Source organism: Pseudomonas sp. TE31087, assembly GCF_057284075.1.
In genome coordinates this window covers 5653303-5669551 of the sequence record NZ_JBXVNN010000001.1, presented here as the reverse complement: position 1 = coordinate 5669551, position 16249 = coordinate 5653303, and the positions used below count along the sequence as shown (strand labels likewise).

The following is a 16249-nucleotide window of genomic DNA, read 5'->3' as shown; positions in this document are numbered from 1 at the left end:
AACCGCTATTCGCTCCGACCAAGAGAAAACTCCATGCCCCACGAAATCTTCGAACTAGGTGACATCCAGTTGCAGTCCGGCCGCTGTCTGCGCCAGGCCAAGCTCGCTTACCAGACCTACGGCAAGCTCAACGCTGCGAAGGACAACGTCATCATCTACCCGACCTCGTTCGCTGCCACCCACGACGATACCGCCTGGCTAATCGGCGAAGGTCGGGCGCTTGACCCATGCAAGTACTTCATAATCGTGCCTGATGCCTTCGGCAATGGTCTGTCGAGCTCGCCCAGCAACACTCCGGCACCACAGAACGGCAATCGCTTTCCGCGCATCACGGTGCATGACAACGTGATTCAGCAACACCGCCTGCTGACCGAGAAATTCGGGATCAATCGGATCAGGCTGGCAATCGGCTGGTCTCTGGGGGGCTCCCAAGCGTTCGAATGGGCGGCGGCCTATCCTGAGCAGGTGGAACGGCTGTTCACCTTCCAAAGCGCAGCGCGGACCTCGCGACACTTCCATGTGTTCTTCGACAGCGTGCGCGCGGCGATTGAGCTCGACCCTGACTTCAAGGAAGGATTCTACGCACAGCCCCCGCATCGCGGCCTGCGCGTGGCGGCACGGATCTACGCGGGCTGGGGATTCTCCCAGGCGTTCTATCGCGAACGCCTGGATCAACGGGTGCTGGGTTATGCGTCGATCGAAGACTTCCTGATCGACTTCTGGGAAGGCTGGTTCCTCAAGCGCGACGCAAACAACCTGCTCGCCCAGCTATGGACCGGTCAGCATGCCGACATCAGCGCCAATGCCCGTTACCAGGGAGATATCGACAAAGCGCTGGCATCGATCAAGGCCCAGACCCTTATCATGCCCTCCTCCAGCGATATGTATTTCCCGGTGCAGGATGCCGAGCAGGAAGCCAGGAGCATCGCCCGGGCCGAATTGCGCGTGCTCGAGTCCGACTGGGGACACGTTGCCGGTGAAGGCTTGAATGACAGGGATACCCAGGCCATCGAGAGGGCCATCGGCGAGCTGCTCGCGCGCTGATGCGACCCACTACGGCGCTGGACTTGTCTCTGCAAACCCGGCACCGGAAAATGCACGGATCACGTCAGTGGCGGCAGTTGTTCACCGCCCTGTCCCTTCTGAAAAAGGAAATGCCTGATGGCCCGCCGTACCCGTGCCGAAATGGAAGAAACCCGCGCCACACTCCTGGCGATAGCGCGCAAGATGTTCAGTGAGCGCGGGTACGCGCAGACATCGATGGACGACCTGACAGCCCAGGTGCAACTCACCCGAGGGGCGCTGTACCACCACTTCGGCGACAAGCAAGGGCTGTTGGCGGCGGTGGTCGAGCAGCTGGATGCGGAAATGGACGCACGCCTGCGTGCGATCACCGACACCGCGGACGATGCTTGGGAGGGTTTCTGCAAGCGTTGCCGCGCCTATCTGGAGATGGCAACGGAACCGCCCATCCAGCGAATCGTATTGCGCGACGCCCGCGCAATTCTGGGAGGGGCATCGCCAGACGCGCAGCGCTATTGCGTGGACTCGATGCAACTGCTGGTTGCCAACTTGATTCGCCAGGGGATCGTAGCCCCTGTCAATCCACAAGCACTGGCCGCGCTGATTTATGGCAGCCTGGCTGAGGCGGCCTTTTGGATCGCCGAGACCGACGACGGCATGCCGCGACTCACGGAAAGCGTGGCCGCGCTAGACCTACTGCTCGCCGGGTTGTTGCTCAAACCACACGCCTGACTTCAGGATGTGGACTGGGACCGGCAGCTGATCTTAGTCCGCGGCGAGACTGAGAAAACACCCCGCGAGTTTCGCGCCCCATCATGGATGGGTTAGCGCCGCACATTCTACGGCTCGTGGAAGAGGCTGGCCGAGCTGACTTCGCCGCCGAAGACCAACTGCTCAACGTCAATCGCATCTCTCGATATTACAAACGTCGAGAGATGAATTCCGATCAGGTCGAAGCGATGTACAAGAAGCTGATTGACAGGCTCGGGGTTCGCTTGACGCCGCATCGCTTCCGGCACACGCTGGCGACCGATCTGATGAAGCAGCCCGAAAGGAACATCCACCTCACACCCTGTTGTTCAGCCTGATGGCCACGGGCATGTGTGCCAAACCTTTCATGCGCTCTACAGCAACTGGAGCAGGATGCGCGTACAGCGCGCGGGCATCCCCATTGAGATAAAACGACGAATGGCAATCAGCCACCGCACGAATAACTGAAACAGCTTCAAGCAGCAAAGCTCTGCCCCAGGTGATGATGTCATGCCTTTGGCTGCGCGGGATTTGGGATCCGTTCTAGTGATCCTTTGGATGAGCTGTTGCAGCTCGAAAATGCGCTAAGTCTTTGAGTTTTTTTACCCAAAAACGAAAAAACCCACCATAAGCGGTGGGCTATTTCATATAGAAATCACGTTGAAGCGTGCCTAAGGTTCGCTCCATACGGCTGCAAGACTAGACATGGCTGTGGTAAGCCCCCTCTCTAGCACTCACGAACCGCTGTGAATATGGTGGGTCGTGTAGGATTCGAACCTACGACCAATTGGTTAAAAGCCAACTGCTCTACCAACTGAGCTAACGACCCGTTGGATGGCGCGTATATTACTGATTTCTCAGAGGAAATCAACACCCCATCGCGAAATTTTTCAGAAATACCGGGTGGGGTCCTCTACGCCGGCCGCCTTGAAGCCGTCGGCACGCAGGCGGCAGCTGTCGCACTTGCCGCAGGCACGCCCGTCGTCGTCGGCCTGGTAGCAGGAAACGGTCAGGCTGTAGTCCACGCCACGGGCGATACCCGCCTGGACGATCTGCGCCTTGCTCAGGTTCTGCAACGGCGCCTGGATGCGGAAGCCCTGCCCTTCCACGCCGGCCTTGGTGGCCAGGTTGGCCATGCGCTCGAAGGCTTCGACGAATTCCGGGCGGCAGTCCGGATAACCGGAGTAGTCCACGGCATTGACACCAATGAAGATGTCACGGGCTTCGAGCACCTCCGCCCAGCCCAGGGCCAGGGACAGGAACACGGTGTTGCGGGCCGGCACGTAGGTGACCGGAATCCCCTCGCTCGGCGCCTCGGGCACATCGATGCTGCTGTCGGTCAGGGCCGAGCCACCGATGCCGTCGAGGTTCAGGCCGATCACCTTGTGTTCGATCACGCCCAGGTCACGGGCCACCCGCGCTGCGGCATTGAGCTCGGCGCGGTGGCGCTGGCCGTAGTCGAAGCTCATGGTGTAGCACTGGTAGCCGTCGGCCTTGGCCATGGCCACCACGGTGGCCGAGTCCAGGCCACCGGACAGCAGGATTACCGCGCGTTTGTCAGTCATGTCTTTTTTCTCCTCAACGTCCGGGTTCGTCGTTCCACAGCAGCTTGTGCAGCTGCAGCTGGAAACGCACGGGCAGGTTGTCGGCGACGATCCAGTCGGCCAGGTCGGTGGCGCTCACCTGATGGTGGCTGGGCGAGAACAGCACTTCCCCGGCGCGCTCGGCCAGGTTGTACTGAATCAGCTTGGAAACCGCCCAATCGTAGTCCTCGCGGGAACAGATGACGAACTTGACCTGGTCATTGCCGGTCAGCAGCTCGATGTTCTCGTAGCGGTTGCGATGGGACTCTTCCGAGCCTGGGGTCTTGAGGTCGACCACGCGACTGACCCGGGTGTCGACACCACTGATATCGAGGGCGCCGCTGGTTTCCAGCGACACGTCATAACCGGCATCGCACAGGCGCTGCAGCAACGGCAGCGCGTTGGGCTGGGCCAGCGGCTCGCCACCGGTCACGCAGACGTAGCGCGGCCTGAAGCCGGCAACCTGCTCGAGGATCGAATCGAGGGTGCGAATAGTGCCGCCACTGAAGGCGTAGGCACTGTCGCAGTACTGGCAGCGCAGGGGGCAACCGGTCAGGCGCACGAAAACCGTGGGCAGCCCGGCCGTTCGCGTTTCACCCTGCAACGAGTAAAACACTTCGGTGATGCGTAATGTGTCTTGCATGATCGCCACGGGCGTGACAGCTGAACAGGCTGTCCGCCTCCGTCAGGCACTGTCGCGGACTCGACATGGCGTTATCCGCGGCAGCGTGTTTAGGAAAAAAGGGCACTGATTCTAACGAAAAAACCCGCGACAGGCGCGGGTTTCTTCATCAACGGGTCGCTCAGAGCTTCTGCAGGTCGCGCTGGGCCAGTTGTGCGGCGGAGGTGCCGGGGTACTGGGTGATGACCTGCTGCAGGATGCCCTTGACCTTGTCGGTGTGGCCCATGCGGCGCTCGACATCGGCCAGCTTGTACAGTGAGTCCGGAACCTTGCTGTGTTTCGGGTATTTCTGGCCGACTTCGGCGAACGCCTGGCTGGCGCCTTGCAGGTCGCCCTTGGCCAGGTTGACCTCGCCGAGCCAGTACTGGGCATTGCCGGCGTACTGGCTGTTGGGGTACTTGCGCAGGAAGGCGTTGAAGGCCTGGCTGGCCTTGTCGAAGTCCTTCTGCTTGATCAGGTCGAAAGCGGCGTCGTAATACAGCTTCTCTTTCGCCGGATCACCCGGCTCGCTGCTGGCGGCCGGTGGCTGCGCGGCGCTGGCGCCGGCAGCGGCACCCGTGGCTGCGTTGTTCGCGCCACCGGTGGAGGAATTGTCTGGAGTCACGGCAGGCGCGGCACCGCTGCTGAGGCGGCGGTCGAGATCCTGGTAGCGCTCGAGGTTTTCCTGCTTCATGCGCGACACATCGTTCTGCAACTCTTCGATGATGCCTTGCTGGCGGGAAATCTGGTCCTGCATCTGCTGCAGCTGCATGAACAGCTGGCCATTTGCAGAAGCAGGGGCCGAAGCCCCTGCTCCGGCATAGGCGCCGCTCGTGCCATAACCCGCAGGCGGATAGCCACCCGCGTTGTCATCTACTACGGGAACCGCAGCCCACGCCGAAAGGGGCAGGCTGAGTGCGAGGACGGTTACAGCACGACGGCACATACGCATAAGAACTTACTTACGCAGTTCTACGCGACGGTTTTGAGCCCAGGACTGCTCGTCGTTGCCGGTGGCAACTGGACGCTCTTCGCCGTAGGAAACCAGTTCCAGCTGAGCAGGGGAAACGCCCTGCAGAACCAGGTAGCGCTGAACGGCCTTGGCACGACGCTCACCCAGAGCCATGTTGTACTCGCGGGTGCCGCGCTCGTCGGTGTTGCCTTCCAGGACAACGCGGTTGCCGTTGGACTTCAGGTCCTTGGCGTGAACGTCCAGGGAGCGCATGGCTTCTGGCTTCAGGTCCGAGCTGTCGTATTCGAAGTAGAAGGTGGTGATTGCGCGCAGGGCGGCTTCTTCGCTCAGGGAGCCGTCAACAGCGCCAGTGTTGGCACCGTAGCCAGCGTTCGGGTCAACAGCGCCTTCACCAGCGTTGTCACCGCCTTTCGAGGAGCAACCTACAGCTACAGCCATGGCCAGAGCCAGCGCAGCGAATTTACCAAACTTCAGCATTTCCATCGTGAAACTCCTAATGAAACCCCAGTGTGTTAAGCAAAACGTGTTACGCCGCAATCAGTTCAGGTAAGGGGACCAGGACGGTTCTCTGACTTCGCCTTGAGCGGTAGGAAGTGGGAGCCTCACGCGGCCGTTAAGCGACACGAGCATCAAGACTCCCCGGCCCTGCTGGCGGGTGGCGTAGATTAGCATGGTGCCGTTTGGCGCAACAGTGGGAGACTCATCAAGACTGGTCTCGGTGAGAATCTTTACACTTCCACGTTGCAGGTCCTGAGCGGCCACCTTGAAGTTGGTGAAACCCTGCTGGCGATGAATCATCACCAGGGTCTTCTCGTCCGCCGACAGTTTCGGGTTGGCGTTGTAGTTACCCACGAATGTCACGCGCTCGGCGCCACCGCCACCAACCGACTGCTTGTAGATCTGCGGCTTGCCGCCACGGTCGGAGGTGAAGTACAGGGTGTTGCCATCCTTGCCCCAGAACGGCTCGGTATTGATGCCCGGGCCTGCGGTCACGCGGGTGATCTGGCGCGAGGCCACATTCATCACGTAGATGTCCGGGTTGCCGTCCTTGGACAGCACGAACGCCAGGCGGGTGCCGTCAGGCGACCAGGCCGGAGCGCCGTTCAGGCCCTCGAAGTTGGTGATCTGCTCGCGACGACCGGTGTCGATGTGCTGGATGAAGATGCGCGGACGCTTCTGCTCGAACGAGACATAGGCGATGCGCTTGCCATCCGGCGCGAAACGCGGCGACAGGATCGGTTCACGCGACTGCAACAGGGTCACTGCACGGGCACCGTCGTAGTCCGAACGCTGCAGGGTGTAGCGGGTGTTGTTGGTCGAGAAACGCTCGGCGGTCACATACAGCATGCGGGTCGAGAACGCACCCTTGATGCCGGTGAGCTTCTCGAACGACTGGTCGGCGATGTAGTGGGCCATGTCGCGCAACTGGTCGACACCGCCGGCAACGCTGCCGGTCAGCACTTGCTGCTCGGTGGCGACGTTGAACAGCGCGTAGCTCACCTGCAGGCGGCCGCCTGCCGGGACGATGCTACCAACCATGACGTACTGGGCGCCCAGGGCTTTCCAGTCACGGAAGATCACTTCGCTGGCCTGGGTCGGCAAGCTGATCATGTTCTGCCGCGGGATCGGCCCATAGTAGCCGGAGTTGCGCAGGTCGTTGCTGATGATGTCGGCCATGTCCTCGGGCAGCACGCTGCCGCCCTGCACGCCGAACGGTACTACCGCAATGGGGGTTGCCCGGTCGCTACCGCTGGTGACCAGGATGTTCTTTTCCTCTGCCATGGCCATGCCTGCCACGCAGCAGAGCAAGACCAGGAGTCCTCTCAGACGTTTAATCACAACGCTAGATCCTCAGGTGTAAATGTCATCTTGAATGAACGATACGGATTGAAATCGCTCGGCTTCAAGCCCTGCATTTCGGTCAACCGACCAATGTTCTTCACCGCGGCCACGGCCGAGCTGTCGAACGGACCGTCACCGCTGGACTTGGCCACACTCACGTTGGTGATGGTGCCGTCCGGCAGCATGTTGATCTGCAGAACTACCGTCATGCCCTTGCGCGCAGATGGCGGACGCGCCCAACCTTCGGCCGCGCGCATGCGGATCAGGTCGTCGAAGTCGCCGGCCACCTGGTCACCCTGCTCGTCGGCCAGCGCCTGCTGCCGCTCGGTGGTGTCGGACAACAGCTCGGCGAGCGCCTGGGCCTTCTTGTCTTCCGCCGCCTTGCGGGCCGCTTCCTGTGCCTTTTTCTTCTGAGCGTCTGCCGCGGCCTTTTTCTTGGCCTCTTCAGCTGCCTTCTTCTTCGCGTCCTCGGCCGCCGCTTTCTTCTTGGCGTCCTCGGCAGCTTTTTTCTTCGCGTCTTCGGCGGCTTTCTTCTTCGCCTCTTCCGCAGCTTGTTTCTTGGCTTCTTCGTCGGCCTGTTTCTTGGCCTCTTCCTCAGCCTTCTTCTTGGCGATGTCAGCCTGTTGCTTTTCAGCGGCCTTCTTCGCTTCCTCGGCTTTCTTGGCCTCGGCGGCTTTCTTCTGCTCGGCGGCCTCGGCCTTCTTCGCCTCGGCGGCTTCGCGAGCCTCCTCGGCTTTTTGAGCGGCGTCGGCTTTCTTTTGTTCCGCGGCCTTCACGGCCTCCTGCTCGACCTTCTTCTGCTCCAGCTGCTCGACCTCGGTCTGGCGCGAGGCGGTTTTCTTCGCTTCCCCAGCAATCTTCTGATTGGTCTGGGTGGTCGCCTGGCTCTTGGATTTGAGCTGGTAGAGCGTGGCCTGGACGATGGGCTTGGACGGCGGCAGCTCGGGCGTCATGGCAAAGCTGACGAACAGCATGCCGAACACCAGCACATGCAGGCCGATGGCCCAGACACTGGGCCAGAAGTAGCTTTCCGAGGCGGATGGCTCTCGCTGCTGCATCAGGGCGCCTCGGTAATCAGGCCAACGTTACCGACACCGGCCTTCTGCAACCCGCCCATGGCGCCCATGACCGCGCCGTAGTCGACGGCCTTGTCGCCACGGATGAAGACCTGGGTCTGTTTGCCCTGGTCACGGCCGGCGGCGATGATCTTGGTCACCGCACCGGTCATTTCCGGCAAGGTCATGGCCTTGTCCATCTGCTTGTCGGTGTCGACTTCGCTACCAAGGTTCCAGTAGTAGGTCTTGTCGGCCTTGATCGAGATGGTCAGGACCTGGACGTTGTTGTCCTGCGGCAGGGCTTCGCTGGAAACCTTGGGCAGATCCACCTTCACGCCCTGGTTGAGCATGGGGGCGGTCACCATGAAGATGACCAGCAGTACCAGCATCACGTCGATGTAGGGCACCACGTTCATCTCGGCGACCGGCTTGCGTTTGTGGCGAACTCGGGCCATGGGTTTCTACCTGATCACTCTTCGCTGGTGTGTACTTTGCGGTGCAGGATCGCCTGGAACTCGTCGGCGAAGGTGTAGTAGCGGCCAATCAGCACTTCACTGCGCGCGGCAAAACGGTTGTAGGCGATAACGGCCGGGATCGCGGCGAACAGGCCGATCGCGGTGGCGATCAGGGCCTCGGCGATACCGGGAGCCACGGTGGCCAGGGTCGCCTGTTGGGCGCTGGCCAGGCCGCGGAACGAGTTCATGATGCCCCACACGGTACCGAACAGGCCGATGTACGGGCTGGTGGAACCGACGGTGGCCAGGAACGGCAGGCTCTGCTCGAGCTTTTCTTCCTCACGGGAGATCGCCACGCGCATGGCGCGACCGACACCTTCCATGACCGCGTCCGGATCAACACCCGGCTGCTGGCGCAGACGCGAGAATTCCTTGAAGCCGGCGCGGAACACCTGCTCGACACCCGAGTCCGGATCGGGGTTGCTACCTGCCTGGCGGTACAGCTTGGACAGGTCGATGCCCGACCAGAAGCGCTCTTCGAAAGCGTCCAGTGCACGACGACCGGCGCGCAGCATGGTGCTGCGCTGGAAGATAATGATCCAAGAGGTCACCGAGGCTGCCACGAGGGTCAGCATTACCAGCTGAACCACGACACTGGCATTGGCGACCAGGCTCCACATGGAGGTATGGTCGACGACGTTTGCTTCCACGCTTATTCTCCTGCGTTCGATTGAGTACCCGCGCCGTCCGCCAGGAATGCGTCGCGCAGTTCTGGGGGAATGGCCCGGGGTTTGAAAGTGTCGGCGCGCACGGCGGCCACCAGGAACTGCCCCTCGCAGAGCAGCACTTCATCCTGTGTTCGCCACACCTGCTGCACGAAGCGCAGGCTGGCACGATTCAGTTCAAGCACTTGCGCGGTCACCCGCAGCTCATCGTCCAGGCGGGCCGGCGCGTGGTAGCGCGCCTCGCTGGAATGGACCACGAACAGCAGGTTGTCCTGCGCCAGCTGGGCCTGGGAGAACCCCAGGTGACGCAGCCGCTCGGTGCGGGCGCGCTCCATGAATTTCAGGTAGTTGACGTAATACACCACGCCACCGGCGTCGGTATCCTCGTAATAGACGCGACAGCGGTGTGCGAACGGTTCCAGCCCATTTTGCGCGCGCATACTCTAGTGGTTACTCCTGAACTTGCCAATCCGCCGCGGTAACTGTTTTTTCATCAATAATGTCCTATTGCCAGCGAGCCTGCGGCGTGCCAGCGCTAGGACCACGAAATTCCCGATTCGATCTGTCATTCGTCGTCCTGGGCGGCATATTCGCCACCTTCGCAGAAGCGCCCGGGGATGTTCAGGCCGAAATGCAGGTAGGCGTGTCGGGTCACCACGCGGCCTCGCGGGGTACGCATGATGTAGCCCTGCTGGATCAGATAGGGCTCGAGCACGTCCTCGATGGTGTGGCGCTCTTCGCCGATCGCCGCAGCAATGTTGTCGAGCCCCACCGGACCGCCGTCGAACTTCTCGATCATGGTCAGCAGCAGACGCCGGTCGGAGTGATCGAAGCCACGCTCGTCGACATCCAGCAGGTTCAGCGCCATGTCCGCCACGGCTTTGGTGATCTCGCCCTTGCCACGCACTTCGGCAAAGTCGCGCACCCGCCGCAGCAGGCGGTTGGCGATCCGCGGCGTGCCCCGCGCCCGACGGGCGATCTCGAAGGCACCCTTGTCGTCCATCGGCAGCCCGAGAATACCAGCCGAACGGCTGACGATGGTTGCCAGGTCCTTGTTGCTGTAGAACTCCAGGCGCTGGACGATACCGAAGCGGTCACGCAACGGATTGGTCAGCATGCCGGCACGGGTGGTGGCGCCGACCAGGGTGAACGGCGGCAGATCGAGCTTGATCGAGCGCGCGGCCGGGCCTTCGCCGATCATGATGTCCAGCTGGAAGTCTTCCATCGCCGGATAGAGCACTTCCTCGACCACTGGCGACAACCTGTGGATCTCGTCGATGAACAGCACGTCATGAGGTTCGAGGTTGGTCAGCATTGCCGCGAGGTCGCCCGGGCGCTCGAGGATCGGGCCCGAGGTGCTCTTGACCGACACGCCCATCTCCTGGGCAATGATGTTGGCCAGGGTGGTCTTGCCCAGGCCGGGCGGGCCGAAGATCAGCGTATGGTCGAGAGACTCGTTGCGCCCGCGCGCGGCCTGGATGAACAGCGCCATCTGCTCGCGCACCACCGGCTGGCCGATGTACTCGTCCAGGCGCAGCGGGCGGATCGCACGGTCCTGGACCTCTTCGCGGTCACGTCCGGAGGCGGCAATCAGGCGGTCGGTCTCGATCACTTGGTAATCATCCCTTTAAGGCTGCGACGGATCAATTCCTCGCTGCTCAGGCCGGCTTTGTCCTTGATCGCGGCAATCGCCTTGCTCGCTTCCTGTGGCTTGTAGCCCAGGGAGACCAGGGCACTGACCGCGTCGGCCTCGGCCGAGGACTCACTGGCGACCGGCAACGGGCCGTCGGAGACCAGGGTGAACATCGCCGGGGAGGTTTCCCATGCCTTGAAGCGGTCCTTGAGTTCGACCAGCAGGCGTTCGGCGGTTTTCTTGCCGACGCCGGGCACGCGCACCAGGACCGAGGCGTCCTGGGCCTGCACGCAGCGCACCAGTTCGTCCACTTCCAGGCCGGACATCAGCGCCAGCGCCAGCTTCGGCCCCACACCGTTCAGGCGGATAAGCTCGCGGAACAGCTCGCGCTCGCGTTTTTCGGCGAAACCGTAGAGCAGGTGGGCGTCCTCGCGCACCACCAGGTGGGTGTGCACGGTCACTGGCTCACCAACCTTGGGCAGGCGGTACAGGGTGGTCATCGGCACTTCCAGCTCATAGCCCACGCCGTTGACATCGATAATCAGGTGCGGCGGCTGTTTTTCCGCCAGGGTGCCACGCAAACGTCCAATCACGTTCCGATCCTTCCTCTCGGGCGCCGGTCGAAAACCGGTCCACCCTATCAGCAAATGCGCCGGGAGCGCGCGCCACCCGGACAAAATGTGTATCAGCGCATGAAGCGGTTACAGACGCAAGCGCCCGCCGCGCCGCCGTGCCGTCGCCAGCCCATGGGGAATCAGGCTGGAGCGGGTATGGGCGTGGCACAGGGCGATGGCCAGGGCGTCGGAGGCGTCGATCTGCGGTTTCTGGGTCAGCTTGAGCAGGTGCATGACCATCATCATCACCTGTTCCTTATTGGCCCCGCCGGTGCCGGCCACGGCCTGCTTGACCTGGCTGGCGCTGTATTCGGCGATTTCCAGGCCCGCCTCGGCCGCGGCAACGATGGCCGCGCCCCGGGCCTGGCCCAGCTTGAGCGCCGAATCGGCGTTGCGCGCCATGAACACCCGCTCGATCCCCATGGTTACCGGGCCATGCTCGCGGATGATCTCGCTCACCCCGCGAAAGACGATCTGCAGTCGCTCGGGCAGCTCGCCGCCGCCGGTGCGAATGCAGCCCGAGGCCACATATTCGCAACCACGGGCGGTCTGGCGGACCACGCCGAAGCCGGTGATGCGCGAGCCGGGGTCAATACCAAGAATCAGAGTCATAGCGTGTGCAGTCAGTCGTCGATGCATAAGGTTTTGCTGGACGCAATCGCGGGGCAAGCCCGCTCCCACGCCAGCATTTGCCGGTCTCGTGGGAGCGGGCTTGCCCCGCGATTGCGCCAATACAGGCGCACAGGTAGCCGAAAGCTTATCAGCCCAGCGTTTCCATGATCTCATCCGAGATCTGTGCATTGGAGTAGACGTTCTGCACGTCGTCCAGGTCCTCGAGCATGTCGATCAGCTTGAGCACCTTCTCCGCGCCGTCCTTGTCCAGCTCGGCGCTGGTGGTCGGCTGCATCACGATCTCGGCATCCGAGGCCTTGAAGCCGGCCTCTTCGAGCGCATTGCGCACGGCGTAGAAGCTGTTGAACGAGGTGAACACCTCGAAGGAGCCGTCGTCGTTGGCCACCACGTCGTCGGCGTCGGCCTCCATCGCGGCTTCCATCAGTGCGTCCTCGTCGACCGCAAGCTCAGCGGCGAAGCTGATCTGCCCCTTGCGCTCGAACAGGTAGGCCACCGAGCCGTCGGTGCCCAGGTTGCCACCGCACTTGGTGAAGGCATGACGCACGGCGGCGGCGGTACGGTTGCGGTTGTCGGTCATGGCCTCGACCATGATCGCCACGCCGCCCGGGCCATAGCCCTCGTAGCTCAGCTCTTCGACGTTGTCGCTTTCGTTGGTGCCAGCACCACGGGCCACGGCGCGATCGATGATGTCGCGGCTCATGTTGGCACCCAGGGCCTTGTCCAGCGCCAGGCGCAGACGCGGATTGGAGGCCGGGTCACCGCCCCCTTGCTTGGCCGCGACGGTCAGCTCGCGGATCCACTTGGTGAAGATCTTGCCTCTTTTTGCATCCTGGCGCTCTTTGCGGTGCTTGATGTTCGCCCACTTGGAATGACCAGCCATAACGACTCCGAATCCTTGAAACAGAAACAGGTTCCGCCCCGAAGGGCGGAACGTGAAGAATCCTGCGCCTCAAGCGCGGGGGCACCCCGTGACCGAGGCGCCCCGGTCGATCACTCGACCTTGGTCTGCTCGCGCAGACGGATGTGCAGCTCACGCAGGGCCTTGGCATCGACCAGGCCTGGGGCCTGAGTCATGACGCACGCGGCGCTCTGGGTTTTCGGGAAGGCGATCACTTCACGGATCGACTGGGCGCCGGTCATCAGCATGACCAGGCGATCCAGGCCGAAGGCCAGGCCACCGTGAGGCGGCGCGCCGAACTTCAGGGCGTCGAGCAGGAAGCCGAACTTCTCTTCCTGTTCCGCCGCCTCGATGCCCAGCAGGCGGAATACCGCTTGCTGCATCTCTTTACGGTGGATACGGATCGAACCGCCACCCAGTTCGGTACCGTTCAGGACCATGTCGTAAGCACGCGACAGCGCGGTGGCCGGGTTGGCCTCCAGCTCTTCGGGGGTGCACTTCGGCGCGGTGAACGGGTGGTGCAGCGCGGTGAAGCTGCCGTCTTCGTTCTCTTCGAACATCGGGAAGTCGACGACCCACATCGGCGCCCACTCGCAGGTCAGCAGCTCGAAGTCGTGGCCCAGGCGGATACGCAGCGCGCCCAGGGCCTCGCTGACAATCTTGAACTTGTCGGCACCGAAGAACACGATGTCGCCATCCACGGCGCCCACGCGGTCGAGGATGTTGTTGAGGTTGGCCTCGGGGATGTTCTTGACGATCGGCGACTGCAGACCCTCGACACCCTTGGCGCGCTCGTTGACCTTGATGTAGGCCAGGCCCTTGGCACCGTAGATGCCGACGAACTTGGTGTACTCGTCGATCTTGCTGCGCGGCATGCTAGCGCCGCCCGGCAGGCGCAGGGCGGTGACGCGGCACTTCGGATCGTTGGCGGGACCGGCGAAGACCTTGAAGTCGACATCCTTCAGCTGGTCGGCGACGTCGACCAGTTCCAGCGGAATACGCAGGTCCGGCTTGTCGGAACCGTAGCGGCGCATGGCTTCTTCGAAGGTCATGTGCGGGAACTCACCGAATTCCAGGTCCAGCACTTCCTTGAACAGCTTGCGGATCATGCTTTCGGTCAGGCCCATGATCTCGGACTCGTCGAGGAAGCTGGTCTCGATGTCGATCTGGGTGAATTCCGGCTGGCGGTCTGCGCGCAGGTCTTCGTCACGGAAGCACTTGGCGATCTGGTAGTAGCGGTCGAAGCCGGCGACCATCAGCAGCTGTTTGAACAGCTGCGGCGACTGCGGCAGGGCGAAGAAGCTGCCAGCGTGGGTGCGGCTCGGCACCAGGTAGTCACGCGCGCCCTCAGGGGTGGCACGGGTCAGGATCGGCGTTTCGACGTCGAGGAAGCCGTTCTCGTCGAGGAAGCGACGGATGCTGCTGGTGATGCGCGAACGCAGGCGCAGCTTGTCGGCCATTTCCGGACGACGCAGGTCGATGAAGCGATAGCGCAGGCGGGTTTCCTCGCCGACGTCGGAGTATTCGTTCAGCGGGAACGGCGGGGTTTCCGCTTCGTTGAGCACCTTCAACTGGTAGCCGAGGATCTCGATGGCGCCGGACGCCATGTTGGCGTTCACCGCGCCGTCAGGGCGCTTGCGTACCTTGCCGGTGATCTGCACGACATATTCGCTGCGCACGCGGTCGGCGGCGGCGAAGGTTTCGGCGCGATCCGGGTCGAACACGACCTGGGCCATGCCTTCGCGGTCACGGATGTCGAGGAAAATCACCCCGCCGTGGTCGCGGCGACGATGGACCCAGCCGCAAAGGGTGACTTCCTGGCCGTCCAGGGACTCGTTCAGTTGGCCGCAATAATGGCTGCGCATCATGATCGTGGTTTCGCTTCTCGTGATTCGTGTGTTCGGTGGAGGTCTTGGCCGCCCAAGGGGCTAATACTGCAAGACCTGGCGGGTGCAATTCAACTCAGTCGGCCTTGTCGCCGCCTGCCAGATTCTTTTTCGCCCCGGTCTTGAAGTCGGTCTCGTACCAGCCGTTGCCACTCAGGCGAAAGCCGGGGACCGACAGCAGCTTCTTCAATGCCGGCGCCTGGCACGCCGGGCAATCGGTCAGCGGCGCGGCACTGATCTTCTGCAACACCTCCATTTGGTGTTCGCAGGATGCACATTGATAGTCGTACAGGGGCATGGGTGTCTCTCGTCAACCACATCGCACGCTGCCCAAGGCAGCAAAGAGCGGGATTATATATGGTAAAGAAGAGCAGCGCAGCCCGGCGATCAGTGCGCGTCTCGCGTTTCCTGCAGCCAGGCGACGCAGATCACCCTGACCAGGCCGCTGAAATTCCTCACCCCGCCATGGCGCAGGTGCACCTCGCGATCCACATAGGACAGCACGGCGCTCACCGAACAGCGATTGGCCTGGGCGATACGCTCCAGGATGCGCCAGTAGACCACCTCCAGGCGCAGGCAGGTGGCAAAGCCGTTGAGCCGCACCGAGCGCGACACGGGCCCGGCCTGGGCCATGTCGAAATCCCGCCTGAACGGGTCGAGACGAGGGTTGCCACCCCCCTGCCTTGCATTACCATCGATACCACGCATCGGATCGCCCATCGCACCGCTCCATCGTCACGAAACCACACCCCGTTCGTCAGCCGAACGGGTCCATGACCGTCATGAAGCGCCACCGGCCAGGCCGATAGCAGCGGCAAACCCTTCCCCGCAAACACGCGGGCCCGATACCGCTGGCGGTATCGGGCCCGGATTCACTGGGTAGAACGACAAGCAACCGGCAATCAGTTCCCGTCGAGCAGGACTCGCAGCATCCACGCCGTTTTCTCGTGGACCTGCATGCGCTGGGTCAGCAGGTCAGCGGTCGGCTCGTCACTGACCTTGTCCACCACCGGGAAGATGCTGCGCGCGGTACGCACCACCGCCTCCTGCCCCTGCACCAGCTGGCGGATCATTTCATCGGCAGGCGGCACCCCCTCCTCTTCCTTGATGGAGGAGTGGCGGGCATAGAAGGCGTAGGAACCCGGCGCCGGGAAGCCCAGGGCGCGAATGCGCTCGGCAATCGAATCGACCGCCAGGGCCAGCTCGTTGTATTGCTCTTCGAACATTAGGTGCAGGGTGCGGAACGACGGACCGGTGACGTTCCAATGGAAGTTATGGGTTTTCAGATACAGCACGTAGGTATCCGACAACAGGCGGGACAACCCATCGACGATGGACTTGCGATCTTCTTCACTGATACCGATATCGATTGCCATGAAGCTCCCCTTTCCATAAGGCTTGATCATCAAGCGGGCAGTAAACACTCTAACAAGAGTTTCCGGCTGGCGCATGCGGCACAGGACCGCCCGTGCCAGCCGGTTTGAGAAGCCTGCGTCTTTGCTGTTAAATAGGCACTGT

19 protein-coding genes, 1 tRNA gene and 1 pseudogene are annotated in these 16249 nt (G+C 62.3%); 3 read left to right on the top strand and 18 right to left on the bottom strand.

Annotation, left to right across the window (positions count from 1 at the left end):
* The first annotated feature begins 33 nt into the window (after positions 1-33).
* The 3 genes and pseudogenes from ACZ899_RS25745 to ACZ899_RS25735 all read left to right on the top strand — a co-directional run.
* Positions 34-1044: an alpha/beta fold hydrolase gene (locus ACZ899_RS25745; protein ID WP_234560221.1), complete on the top strand. Its 1011-nt coding sequence runs from the start codon at positions 34-36 to the stop codon at positions 1042-1044.
* A gap of 117 nt (positions 1045-1161) precedes the next feature.
* Positions 1162-1755 (top strand): TetR/AcrR family transcriptional regulator, encoded by a 594-nt coding sequence (locus ACZ899_RS25740; protein ID WP_234560220.1) that lies wholly within the window; start codon positions 1162-1164, stop codon positions 1753-1755.
* Between the two features lie 3 nt (positions 1756-1758).
* Positions 1759-2099 (top strand): annotated as a pseudogene (locus ACZ899_RS25735) (site-specific integrase); the annotation flags it as partial.
* A 427-nt stretch (positions 2100-2526) separates the two neighbouring features.
* Here ACZ899_RS25735 and ACZ899_RS25730 read toward each other — a convergent pair.
* The 18 genes from ACZ899_RS25730 to ACZ899_RS25645 form a co-directional block, all read right to left on the bottom strand.
* Positions 2527-2602, bottom strand: a tRNA-Lys gene (locus ACZ899_RS25730).
* Between the two features lie 61 nt (positions 2603-2663).
* Positions 2664-3338, bottom strand: a complete 675-nt coding sequence (queC, locus tag ACZ899_RS25725) for a 7-cyano-7-deazaguanine synthase QueC (protein WP_234560219.1) — start codon at positions 3336-3338, stop codon at positions 2664-2666.
* Between the two features lie 13 nt (positions 3339-3351).
* Positions 3352-3999 carry a 7-carboxy-7-deazaguanine synthase QueE gene (gene queE, locus ACZ899_RS25720; protein ID WP_028690579.1) on the bottom strand — a complete coding sequence of 216 codons (648 nt, stop codon included), beginning with the start codon at positions 3997-3999 and terminating at the stop codon, positions 3352-3354.
* 160 nt (positions 4000-4159) lie between these two features.
* Positions 4160-4969 (bottom strand): tol-pal system protein YbgF, encoded by an 810-nt coding sequence (gene ybgF / locus ACZ899_RS25715; protein WP_234560217.1) that lies wholly within the window; start codon positions 4967-4969, stop codon positions 4160-4162.
* Positions 4970-4975: 6 nt separating this feature from the next.
* On the bottom strand, positions 4976-5473 hold the full coding sequence (pal, locus tag ACZ899_RS25710; RefSeq protein ID WP_011535152.1) for a peptidoglycan-associated lipoprotein Pal: 498 nt from the start codon (positions 5471-5473) through the stop codon (positions 4976-4978).
* Positions 5474-5527: 54 nt separating this feature from the next.
* Entirely contained in the window at positions 5528-6778 is a 1251-nt protein-coding gene (tolB, locus tag ACZ899_RS25705) for a Tol-Pal system beta propeller repeat protein TolB (protein ID WP_050704479.1), read from the bottom strand.
* A gap of 47 nt (positions 6779-6825) precedes the next feature.
* Positions 6826-7890: a cell envelope integrity protein TolA gene (tolA, locus tag ACZ899_RS25700; RefSeq protein WP_203651263.1), complete on the bottom strand. Its 1065-nt coding sequence runs from the start codon at positions 7888-7890 to the stop codon at positions 6826-6828.
* Complete coding sequence (gene tolR / locus ACZ899_RS25695; RefSeq protein ID WP_011535155.1) at positions 7890-8342, bottom strand: protein TolR; 453 nt, start codon at positions 8340-8342, stop codon at positions 7890-7892. Before tolR ends, tolA begins: the two co-directional genes overlap by 1 nt.
* A 14-nt stretch (positions 8343-8356) precedes the next feature.
* Complete coding sequence (gene tolQ, locus ACZ899_RS25690; protein WP_234560215.1) at positions 8357-9052, bottom strand: protein TolQ; 696 nt, start codon at positions 9050-9052, stop codon at positions 8357-8359.
* Positions 9053-9054: 2 nt separating this feature from the next.
* A complete protein-coding gene (ybgC, locus tag ACZ899_RS25685) occupies positions 9055-9507 on the bottom strand; it encodes a tol-pal system-associated acyl-CoA thioesterase (RefSeq protein WP_186733987.1) in 453 nt (150 codons plus the stop codon).
* A gap of 125 nt (positions 9508-9632) precedes the next feature.
* The gene (gene ruvB / locus ACZ899_RS25680; RefSeq protein ID WP_011535158.1) at positions 9633-10679 is read right to left on the bottom strand and encodes a Holliday junction branch migration DNA helicase RuvB; all 1047 of its coding nucleotides are present in this window, start codon (positions 10677-10679) and stop codon (positions 9633-9635) included.
* Positions 10676-11293, bottom strand: a complete 618-nt coding sequence (gene ruvA / locus ACZ899_RS25675; RefSeq protein ID WP_027919956.1) for a Holliday junction branch migration protein RuvA — start codon at positions 11291-11293, stop codon at positions 10676-10678. Before ruvA ends, ruvB begins: the two co-directional genes overlap by 4 nt.
* Before the next feature lie 108 nt (positions 11294-11401).
* Positions 11402-11926 carry a crossover junction endodeoxyribonuclease RuvC gene (gene ruvC / locus ACZ899_RS25670; protein WP_050704476.1) on the bottom strand — a complete coding sequence of 175 codons (525 nt, stop codon included), beginning with the start codon at positions 11924-11926 and terminating at the stop codon, positions 11402-11404.
* A 148-nt stretch (positions 11927-12074) separates the two neighbouring features.
* A complete protein-coding gene (locus tag ACZ899_RS25665) occupies positions 12075-12827 on the bottom strand; it encodes a YebC/PmpR family DNA-binding transcriptional regulator (RefSeq protein WP_203651247.1) in 753 nt (250 codons plus the stop codon).
* Between the two features lie 110 nt (positions 12828-12937).
* Positions 12938-14713 carry an aspartate--tRNA ligase gene (gene aspS, locus ACZ899_RS25660; protein ID WP_203651246.1) on the bottom strand — a complete coding sequence of 592 codons (1776 nt, stop codon included), beginning with the start codon at positions 14711-14713 and terminating at the stop codon, positions 12938-12940.
* Positions 14714-14807: 94 nt separating this feature from the next.
* Complete coding sequence (locus tag ACZ899_RS25655; RefSeq protein ID WP_050704473.1) at positions 14808-15029, bottom strand: FmdB family zinc ribbon protein; 222 nt, start codon at positions 15027-15029, stop codon at positions 14808-14810.
* Between the two features lie 89 nt (positions 15030-15118).
* Positions 15119-15451, bottom strand: a complete 333-nt coding sequence (locus ACZ899_RS25650; RefSeq protein WP_234560214.1) for a ribbon-helix-helix domain-containing protein — start codon at positions 15449-15451, stop codon at positions 15119-15121.
* Between the two features lie 182 nt (positions 15452-15633).
* On the bottom strand, positions 15634-16107 hold the full coding sequence (locus tag ACZ899_RS25645; RefSeq protein WP_084854477.1) for a Dps family protein: 474 nt from the start codon (positions 16105-16107) through the stop codon (positions 15634-15636).
* Between the last annotated feature and the right edge of the window lie 142 nt (positions 16108-16249).

Bases quoted from the DNA above. Each gene is read 5' to 3' on its own strand.
- pal (WP_011535152.1), bottom strand. From the start codon at position 5,473: ATGGAAATGCTGAAGTTTGGTAAATTCGCTGCGCTGGCTCTGGCCATG.
- ACZ899_RS25645 (WP_084854477.1), bottom strand. From the start codon at position 16,107: ATGGCAATCGATATCGGTATCAGTGAAGAAGATCGCAAGTCCATCGTC.
- queE (WP_028690579.1), bottom strand. From the start codon at position 3,999: ATGCAAGACACATTACGCATCACCGAAGTGTTTTACTCGTTGCAGGGT.
- ruvC (WP_050704476.1), bottom strand. From the start codon at position 11,926: ATGACTCTGATTCTTGGTATTGACCCCGGCTCGCGCATCACCGGCTTC.
- ACZ899_RS25655 (WP_050704473.1), bottom strand. From the start codon at position 15,029: ATGCCCCTGTACGACTATCAATGTGCATCCTGCGAACACCAAATGGAG.
- ybgC (WP_186733987.1), bottom strand. From the start codon at position 9,507: ATGCGCGCGCAAAATGGGCTGGAACCGTTCGCACACCGCTGTCGCGTC.
- queC (WP_234560219.1), bottom strand. From the start codon at position 3,338: ATGACTGACAAACGCGCGGTAATCCTGCTGTCCGGTGGCCTGGACTCG.
- ACZ899_RS25650 (WP_234560214.1), bottom strand. From the start codon at position 15,451: ATGGGCGATCCGATGCGTGGTATCGATGGTAATGCAAGGCAGGGGGGT.
- ACZ899_RS25745 (WP_234560221.1), top strand. From the start codon at position 34: ATGCCCCACGAAATCTTCGAACTAGGTGACATCCAGTTGCAGTCCGGC.
- aspS (WP_203651246.1), bottom strand. From the start codon at position 14,713: ATGATGCGCAGCCATTATTGCGGCCAACTGAACGAGTCCCTGGACGGC.
- tolB (WP_050704479.1), bottom strand. From the start codon at position 6,778: ATGGCCATGGCAGAGGAAAAGAACATCCTGGTCACCAGCGGTAGCGAC.
- ACZ899_RS25740 (WP_234560220.1), top strand. From the start codon at position 1,162: ATGGCCCGCCGTACCCGTGCCGAAATGGAAGAAACCCGCGCCACACTC.
- tolR (WP_011535155.1), bottom strand. From the start codon at position 8,342: ATGGCCCGAGTTCGCCACAAACGCAAGCCGGTCGCCGAGATGAACGTG.
- ybgF (WP_234560217.1), bottom strand. From the start codon at position 4,969: ATGCGTATGTGCCGTCGTGCTGTAACCGTCCTCGCACTCAGCCTGCCC.
- ACZ899_RS25665 (WP_203651247.1), bottom strand. From the start codon at position 12,827: ATGGCTGGTCATTCCAAGTGGGCGAACATCAAGCACCGCAAAGAGCGC.
- tolA (WP_203651263.1), bottom strand. From the start codon at position 7,890: ATGCAGCAGCGAGAGCCATCCGCCTCGGAAAGCTACTTCTGGCCCAGT.